This window comes from Rhodococcus sp. BUPNP1 (assembly GCF_002215235.1).
GTDB lineage: Bacteria > Actinomycetota > Actinomycetes > Mycobacteriales > Mycobacteriaceae > Rhodococcus.
This window is the reverse complement of record NZ_NERM01000071.1, coordinates 1-1632: the sequence shown is the minus strand read 5'-3', so window position 1 is coordinate 1632 and position 1632 is coordinate 1. Positions and strand designations below refer to the sequence as shown.

At 69.3% G+C, this 1632-nt stretch carries 1 protein-coding gene; it reads left to right on the top strand.

The window, feature by feature from the left end:
* Window positions 1-1613, top strand: a 1613-nt coding sequence (locus tag B9C99_RS25435) for a helix-turn-helix domain-containing protein (RefSeq protein ID WP_172415091.1), incomplete at its 5' end; no start/stop codon positions are given.
* Window positions 1614-1632 lie beyond the last annotated feature (19 nt).

Genomic DNA, 1632 nt, shown 5'->3' with positions numbered 1-1632 from the left:
CGAAGCTTGTGCGTGCGGCGCGGCCGGTCCTGGATCGGTTGGCCGATCAACTCGCCGATGCACCGGTGACGATCCTGCTCGCCTCGCAGGATGCGACCATCGTCGACCGGCGGGCCGGGCAGCGGTCGCTGCTCGGTCGTCTCGACCGGGCCCAGGTCGCCCCGGGGTTCATCTTCGCCGAGGAATGCGCCGGAACCAACGGGATCGGCACCGCCCTCGAAGAACGCAAAGCGTTCCGGGTCCGCGGGGAAGAGCACCTGCTCGAGTCGCTGCACCCGCTGGCCTGTGTCGGCTCCCCGATCGTCGACCCGGTCTCACGCGCGGTGACCGGCATCGTCGACATCACCTGCCAGGTCGACGATGTCAACGAGCTGATGGCACCGCTGGTGCTCTCGGCGGTACGCGACATCGAAGAACGACTGTTCGCCCTGTCCGCCCGCAGCGAGCAGAACCTGCTGCGCGAATACATGCGCAGCAAACGCCGCGGCCACGCCGCGGTGGTGGCGATGAGCCGGGACACGGTGATCGCGACCCCGACGGTGTCACGGTTGATGGACTCGACCGATCAGATGATGATCTGGGACTGGATCAGCACCCATCTGGCCGCCAAGGACGAATGGGAAGGACCGCTGCGTTTCGCCGAGGGGATCGACGTGCGGGTCCATGCCCGCCGGGTCGGTGAGTCCACCGATCCGCTCAGCGCGATCATCGAACTGCGCCCGCTGGCCTCCCCGGCTCCGCCGCGTCCGCGCGCCCGCCTGGCCCCCGCCGCGCCCGCCGGTGCGGCGCCGGCGACGCGTATCGCCGGCCGAAGCCTGGCCGCGCACCGACTCCAGGACCGGGTCGACGAGATCGCCGCGACCGTCGCGCCGGTGCTGATCATCGGCGAGTCCGGTGTCGGCAAAACCCATCTGGCCCGGCAGATCCAGCACCGCTGGGGACCGAACGCCCCGGTCCCGAGCGTCGACGCGTCGACGTTGACCCCCTCGGCGGTGGCCGAGTTGCGGGCGCGTCTGTCCGGCAGTTTCGCGTGCATCCTCGAGCACCTCGACGAGGTCCCCGACGACGCTGTCGCTCCTACCCGGCGGTTGCTCGACGCCGCCGTCGAGCTCGGTGCACCGGTGATCGCCACCGCCACCTCGAGCACCCCCGACGATCTGCGCCATCAGGTGCAGACCCATGTGCGGCGCAGTGTGTGCATCCCACCGCTGCGCCAGCGCATCGAAGATCTCACCGATCTCGCGCGGGAGTTGCTCGCCGCCGAATTCCCCGACCGTCCGACCCCGCAACTGCAACCGGCCGCGCATCGGGCGTTGATCGACCATCACTGGCCCGGCAACCTGCGCGAACTCGCCTCGGTGCTCAGTACCGCGGCGGCACGGTCGATGGGATTCGACATCAAACTCGAACATCTGCCCGCCGACTACCGCACCCTCGGTGCCGGCCGCCGGTTGACCTCGCTCGAACGCACCGAACGCGAAGCGATCGTCCGCGCCCTCGACGAGTCCGACGGCAACAAATCCCTCGCCGCCCACCGACTCGGTGTGGCCCGCTCGACCCTCTACCGCAAGATCCGCGCACTGGGCCTGGAAAACGAAACGTTCGGTTCCTGACCCCTGAAACACTCTGTCG